The organism is Mycobacterium sp. SP-6446, assembly GCF_001954045.1.
Classification (GTDB): Bacteria; Actinomycetota; Actinomycetes; order Mycobacteriales; family Mycobacteriaceae; genus Mycobacterium.
The window spans coordinates 1-6,825 of the sequence record NZ_MBEM01000144.1 but is presented as its reverse complement, the minus strand read 5'-3'; the positions used below and the strand labels follow the sequence as shown (position 1 = coordinate 6,825).

The 6,825-nt window shown below is 66.3% G+C and carries 4 protein-coding genes; 1 reads left to right on the top strand and 3 read right to left on the bottom strand.

Annotated elements, in window-relative coordinates; translation table 11 throughout:
* Positions 1–51: 51 nt before the first annotated feature.
* A complete protein-coding gene (locus A5736_RS13705) occupies positions 52–1,296 on the bottom strand; it encodes a PPE family protein (RefSeq protein ID WP_076246790.1) in 1,245 nt (414 codons plus the stop codon).
* 406 nt (positions 1,297–1,702) lie between these two features.
* Positions 1,703–1,897 (bottom strand): ferredoxin, encoded by a 195-nt coding sequence (locus tag A5736_RS13700; protein WP_076246788.1) that lies wholly within the window; start codon positions 1,895–1,897, stop codon positions 1,703–1,705.
* Between the two features lie 106 nt (positions 1,898–2,003).
* Here A5736_RS13700 and A5736_RS13695 point away from each other — a divergent pair, with 106 nt between their 5' ends.
* On the top strand, positions 2,004–3,179 hold the full coding sequence (locus A5736_RS13695) for a cytochrome P450 (RefSeq protein WP_076246787.1): 1,176 nt from the start codon (positions 2,004–2,006) through the stop codon (positions 3,177–3,179).
* 1 nt (position 3,180) lies between these two features.
* On the opposite strand, the gene eccCb is transcribed toward A5736_RS13695, so the two are convergent.
* Positions 3,181–6,825, bottom strand: a 3,645-nt coding sequence (eccCb, locus tag A5736_RS13690; protein ID WP_076246785.1) for a type VII secretion protein EccCb, incomplete at its 5' end; no start/stop codon positions are given.

Here is a 6,825-nt window from a genome sequence, read left to right as displayed (position 1 = left end):
ACCTTCCGGCGCAAGGCCTTCGGGATGTGGTTGCTAGTCTTCGGCATTTCTTTATCCTGCCGATGGTGGTCGGGTGAGTACGTTGTAGCGGAAGCCGTAGCGCACGCCGAGGTTGCCGGTGCGTTGTGCGCCGCGTCCGCCGACGAGGGGGACGCCGCGCATGGCGGCGTTGGTTCCCGCGGCGTTGGCGGCGTCGGGGTTGAGCAGTTGGGTGCTGACGAGTTTGGTGGCGGCTTGTTCTTCGGCGCCGGTGGCGCTGGCCCAACTGGGTGGGACCGACAACCCGCCGATCTTGGTGGCCGCCGACAGGCTTGCCGTGGGCAGGGCGCTTGGGTGAAAGGTCCATCCCCCGACGCCCAGCGCGGCGAACTGCGGCGTCGGAAAGAAGGCGCCTTGCGCGCCGGCCGTCGTTCCCACCGGTCCGTTGAACGTTTGCTGCGCAATGCTCGAGAAGAAGCTGGCGAGGCCGTTCGATTGATAGGGCAAGCCCGTCATTCGTTTCAGCACCGTGTCGTAGTTCGCGGGGACGAGTCCGAGCCAGTTGTTGGTGGGGGTGGGCAGGCCTTGGGTGGAGAGGTTGTCGAGCAGGTTTTGCAGCCAGGTGAAGGGTCCGGTTGTGGTGGTGGCGGCCGTGGTGGCTTGGGTGGTGGGTGTGGTGGTGGCCGCGGCCAGTTGCGGGGTTACCGCGGCGACGTTTTGGGCGGAGTTGCCCGCCGGGGTGGTCTGGGCCTGGGCTACCGCGAGGGCCTGTTCGGCCGGCGCCTCGGGGGTGGTGGTATTCGGCGGGGTATCAAATGGCTCCAAGGCTGAGGCCAGCGCCGCTGAGGCCGAATAGGCATACATGGTGGCGGCGTCTTGGGCCCACATCTCCATGTACTGGGCTTCGGTGGCCATGATGGCCGGGGTGTTTTGGCCGAAGAAGTTGGTCGCGATCAGCGTCATCAACAACACCCGGTTGGCCGCGATCACCGGCGGGGGCACCGTGCCCATAAACGCGGTCTCGTAGGCCCCCGCGGCCGCGCGGGCCTGGTTGGCGGTCTGCTCGACTTGCCCGGCCACCGTGGACAGCCAGCTCACGTAGGGACTGACCGCGGCCAGCATCGACCTCGAGGCCGGGCCCACCCAGGGCGCGCTGGTCAACTCCGAAACCACCGACCCATAACCACTAGCGGCCGCGGCCAACTCCGCCGCCAACTCATCCCACGCAGCAGCCGCCGCCAACATCGGCCCCGAGCCAGGACCCGCATACATCAGACCGGAATTGATTTCGGGCGGTAACGCCGCGAAGTCCAACACCGTGTCCTCCTCAGTTGACCGTGATCGCGCTTGCGATCGCAGCCGTCAGACGATCTGTGGGCGGGGTCGCGATCTGGTCGACGGGCGTTGTCGCCAATTGCGACCCCAGGGACCGCGCTGGCCCTAGGCGAGTCACTGACGGGGGTCTTTCGACTCGGCAAACGGAATGGCCGGGTGTCCGGTCAGGAAAGACATGCGCATTGCCTAGCTCAGCCCCACTGTCAGCAACCGAGCGACAGCTCACTTTTTGTCTGAACTGCCGCTCGCACAAGACATTAGCGGGTCATCGAGCCCATACCGACCAACGGCGCCACGTTTTGATTACCCGCCAGCCACTATTCATTCCAGGCCAGCTCCTGTTCATTTGCGACAACCGATTGTTCACCCGCAGTTTGCTTTTCGGCCGTCACTCCTCTTCGAGGATCAGCGCCATCTCCGGACATGAAGCCACACCGTCGCGCGTCAACTGCACATCCCCGGGCGCCACCTCGTGCTCCTCGAGGACCGAATAGCCCGACTCGTCGATGGGGAACAGGTTTGGGTCGACGGCATAGCACTGCGCGTGGCCCACGCACTTCGACTTCTCGAGACGAACCCTCACGGCTTCCTCCCCCGACGGCTAGTGCCGAATCGGACTTGACAAATCGGCGGTTAGATCGGTCGGTCGCTAGAGTCTAGACCGGGAAGACAACCGGGGATCGGAGCGCATGAGCACCGTTGGCGATTGGCAGCCGGGCACGTTCTACCTACCGCGCCTCGACTACCACACCTTGCCGATGGCCGAAGACCGGGGAGTCGGATGGAAGACGCTGCGCGACGCCGGGCCCGTGGTGTTCATGAATGGCTACTACTATCTGACGCGACGCGAGGATGTGCTTGCCGCGCTGCGCAATCCCAAGGTCTTTTCGTCAACGATCCTGCAACCGCCCTCGGATCCGTTGCCGGTGCTCCCGCTGGCGTTCGACCCGCCGCAGCACACGCGCTACCGCAAAATCCTGCAGCCGTATTTCAGCCCGGCCGCGCTCAGTAAGTCTCAGCCGGTGCTGCAGCGGCACGCAGCCGAGATGATCGGGGCGCTCGGCGGCCGGGGCGAGTGCGAGGTCATGGCGGATTTCGCCAGGCTCTACCCCTTCCAGGCCTTCCTCGACCTCTACGGCCTGCCGCTGGAGGACCGCGACCGACTCATCGCCTGGAAAGACGCCATCATTGGCGACAACGACAACGTCACCATCGCCGAGATCCAGGCAGGAGAGCTGGCACTGCTCGACTATCTCAGCGCGGCGGTCCAACACCGCCGCAAGGAGCCGGGCCCAGACATGCTGTCGCGGGTGATGACCGGGCCGGGGGACTTCACCGATCTCGAGCTGCTCGGCATGAGCCACCTGTTGATCCTGGCGGGCCTGGACACGGTGACGGCGATCATCGGCTTTTCTCTGTTCGAGCTCGCGCGCAGGCCGCAGCTGCGCGCCGAGCTGCGCGATAATCCCAAGCAAATAAGGGTTTTCATCGAAGAAATCATTCGACTGCAGCCGCCGGCGCCGGTGGCGCCCAGGATCGTCACCGAGTTCGTCAACGTCGGCGGCATGACGCTGCCGCCGGGCTCGCAGGTCCGGTTGTGCATGGCGGCGGTCAACCGCGACGGCAGCGACGCCTGGTCCACCGATGACTTGGTAATGGACGGAAAAGTGCACCGGCACTGGGGATTTGGCGGCGGACCGCACCGCTGCCTGGGCTCCCATCTGGCACGGATCGAGCTGACGGTGATCGTCGGCGAGTGGCTCCGGCAGATCCCCGACTTCGAGGCGCCGACGGACTACACCCCGGAAATCAAATTCCCGTCAAAGTCCTTCGCGCTCAAGTCATTACCGCTGCGCTGGGGCTGACCTACTTGCGTAGCTCGGTCGCCGCCACCTGAACGAACACGCCGGTGTCCTCGGCCATCAGCAGACCGCGGCCACGGGGCAGCGGGCCACCCTTCATCTTGCCGCGGATGAAGCCCTCGTCAGGATCGGCATCCATCACCAGCAATGGGGCGTTCGCCTGGTGCAGTGCCCGCAGGATCGGGTCGCTGCCCGCCGACGACCAGCCGCCGAACGTCCGCGTCACGAGGACGTGCAAGCCGACGTCGGCCGCCCTGGTCACCCAGGGTGCGGCCTGATGCAGCGGCGAGTCGAAGCCCGGGGGAAGCTGCTGGATGTCGTCGACGATCAGGAAGATCTCCGGACCGCTCCACCACGACCGCGACAACAACTCTTCCGCGGACAGGCCGGGCGGGGGCTGTCGACTGGCCAGCACCGCCGACAGCTCACCCATCATGGCCTGTACACCGTCGAGGTTGTAGGCGAATTTCTCGACGTACTCGGAGCCCAGCACGGTCAGCAGCTGACGGCGCGGGTCGACCAGCCACACCTGGGCCGACGGCCGGTCCGGCGGGGGCGTCGGCGCGCTGCTGGCGCCCGGCGCGTACAAACGGCCTATTTCGGACATGATGGTGGCCAGCGTCGTGGTTCGACCACATTCGCGACGGCCCGTCACCATCAGGTGGGCATTCTCGGCGAAATTCAGATACACCGGCGCCAGGTCCAATTCCGATATCGCCCAGGCGATTCCGCCCGCGCCCACACCCTGGCGGGTGTCCCGGGCGGCCAGCTCGCGCACCTGTTCCACGCCGAATCGGGCGGGCAGCCGGCGAACCGGCGTCGCCTGGCCGCTCGCGATGCGGCTGACGGCGTCGACGATGCTGTCGGACTCGAAGACGTTGTTGGCCGTGTTGGCCAGCGCGGGACGCGCCACCAACGTGTGCAGACCCGCCTGCGGATCGCTGTCGAGCCGGACGTAGTTGACCGCGACCATGCCGCGCCCCGGCTTGACCGGAACGTCCTTGGCGAACCGCGACCGCACCAGCTTGGCGTCTTCCACCGCGGCCAGTCGCAACTCGACCCGGGAACCGAAACCGCTCCGGACCGGCGGGCGCAGCTCCGACTCCCGGTCGGCGGTGACCACCACATGGACCCCGAAGGAGGGGCCCTGGTTGATGATCATGTTCACCTGCTCGATCAGCACCTCGTTTTCCTCGGCCAGGGCCCGGTAGTTGTCGATCACGAGGTAGACATCGCCGAAGCCGTCGTTGGGCACCGCGCCGGCCTCGCCACCGAACTTGCGCCGCCGGAACACTTCCATCGACGCGATCCCGTATTCGAGGAAGCTGCGCTTGCGCTCCCGCACCAGCGCCAGCAGTTCGGCCACCGTTCGCCGCACACCGTAGGGATCCGTTGGGCCGGCCACCTCACCGACGTGGGGCAGACGGGCGACGGTCGTCAGCGCGGTGCTGCTGTAGGCCAGGCAGTAGAACTGGACCTGCTCCGGCGTGTGGGTCAGCGCGGCGGAGCAGATCAGTGTCTGCAGTGTGGTGGTCTTGCCCGAGCCGCCGGCGCCCAGGATCAGCACGTTGGCACCGGGCCCGGAGGTGTCGACCGTCCACGGCGGCTGGTCATGCTTGAACGGGCGGTCGATGATCCCGATCGGGAACACCAGATCCCTGGCGGTGCCGTAATCCTGTTGCCACTGGCGGCCGAGGAAGCGGTTGACCAACTCGTCGATGGCGACGGGCTGGGTCAGCGGCGGTTGCCACAACCGGTACGGCTCGAAATCGATCTTGCGGAGCTGATCGATGATCACCGTGCCGACCTTCGGTGTCCTGATGCCCTCTTCGTCGTCCTCGCTCTCGAGGGACTCGACCTCGAGCGCCTCTCCATTCGCCTCGGCGGCCACGGTGTCGACATCCGGTCCGCCGACACTCACCTCGAGCGGGGTGAACGAGTTCGTAAACAATTGCGGGCGTACGTAATCGATGCTGTGGACCAGCTGCGGCGCCTCGTCGCCGTCTAGGTCGATCCCGCGCGGGTAGTAGTCGCGCCACAGGAACTCGGCCTGGAACCGGATGATGTCCTCGAGGCTCTTACGGAAGTAACCGAGACCCGCTTGGGCCGGGAGGTTCACCGCATTGGGCACACCGGCCGCCTGCGCCGCACCCGCGGTGCGGGCCTTCAGCACCAAGCGATATCCCATGTTCTCCATGAGCTTTTCGGCCCGGCTCTCGATGGTCTGCGACGCCATCATCAGGTGGATCCAATACGCGCGGCCCTGCCGGCCGATCGAGTCCAGCACGTCGACGGCGGTCGGCATGATGCGGAACCACTCGTAGAACTCGTCGATGACGACCACGAGCATCGGCAGCGGCGGCATGTCCTGGCCACGGGCGCGCATCCTGGACCGCACGCTGTTGTACTCCTTGGCGTCGTCGACGCCGGCGTTGTCGCACACCGCCTTGCGGCGGGCGATCTCGCCCCACAGCGCGTCCAGGAAGCGCTCCATCAGCGCCTGGTCTTCTTCGAGGTCGGTGATGATCCGCGAGACGTGCGGCACCCCGGCGAAGGGCTTGACCGCGGACCCACCCTTGAGGTCGGCCAGAACGAACTGCAGCTCCTCGGGCGGGTGGCTGAGCATCAGCGACTCGATCACGGTACGCACCAACGTCGACTTACCCGAACCCGTTGTCCCGGACATGACGCCGTGCGGCCCGTCGCCGCCTTCGTCGAGCGACTTCATGTCCAAGAACAGCAGCTCGCCATTGTCGGAGCGGTTGCCGAACGGCGCGCGCAACCTCGACCGGCCCATGGTGTCGGTGCGGCTGCCCCACAGCGCGTCGAAGTCGATGTCGGCCGGATCATCAATTCCGTAGTAGGACAAGATGTCCCGGGCGCCGATGTGGGCCACCCGCTGGCCGATCTCCTCGTAGGCCTCGGCGATGCGCCAGCGCGCCAGCTTCTGCGCGAACTCTTCGGCCTCCGCGGCGCTGAGCTGGTCGGTCAGTGCGAAGAACCAGGGCTTCTCGTCGATCACCATCCAGGTGTCGCGGTCGCGGGGCAGCGCCTCGATCACGCCCTTCTCGTCGAATCGCAACGTGCGTTCGGGCACGGATGACCACATCGACGAGCCGGTCAGGTCGAAGAACGTCACCCCGTCGACACCCTCGGCGCTGATCACGTACTCCCACTGGGGATCAGCGGCGTCCGCGATGATGACCGTGTGGGGCGTGGGGGTCTGCGCCGACGAACTTGCGTGCCGGGGCGTGAACGAGCCACGGCCGGCGAATAATTCGGCTTGCTCGGCGGCGAACTCACGCACCGACGCGTACACCATCCGCGCATTGCCCGCCGCGTCCTGGCGCCGCGGGTCCCCGAAGTGCGGCAGCCACTTGACCCAGTCCCACTCCTCCAGGTCCGAAGTCACCACGACCATCTGCACGTGGTCGGGGCCGTGTGAGAACGCCAGCTGGCACACAATCGCCCGCATCAGCGCCAGTACCTGGTCGCGGTCGCCGACCAGCGAGTACCACGGTTCGACCAGCAGGGAAATCATCTTGGGCAGGTTGTAGACGACGCTCTGATAGCGCCCGAACTCCTGTAGCGCCTTACCGGTCACCGGCTCCAGCTCGATGTCGGTCGGCATGTTCTGGGGCTCACCCCA

Bases quoted from the DNA above. Each gene is read 5' to 3' on its own strand.
- A5736_RS13695 (WP_076246787.1), top strand. From the start codon at position 2,004: ATGAGCACCGTTGGCGATTGGCAGCCGGGCACGTTCTACCTACCGCGC.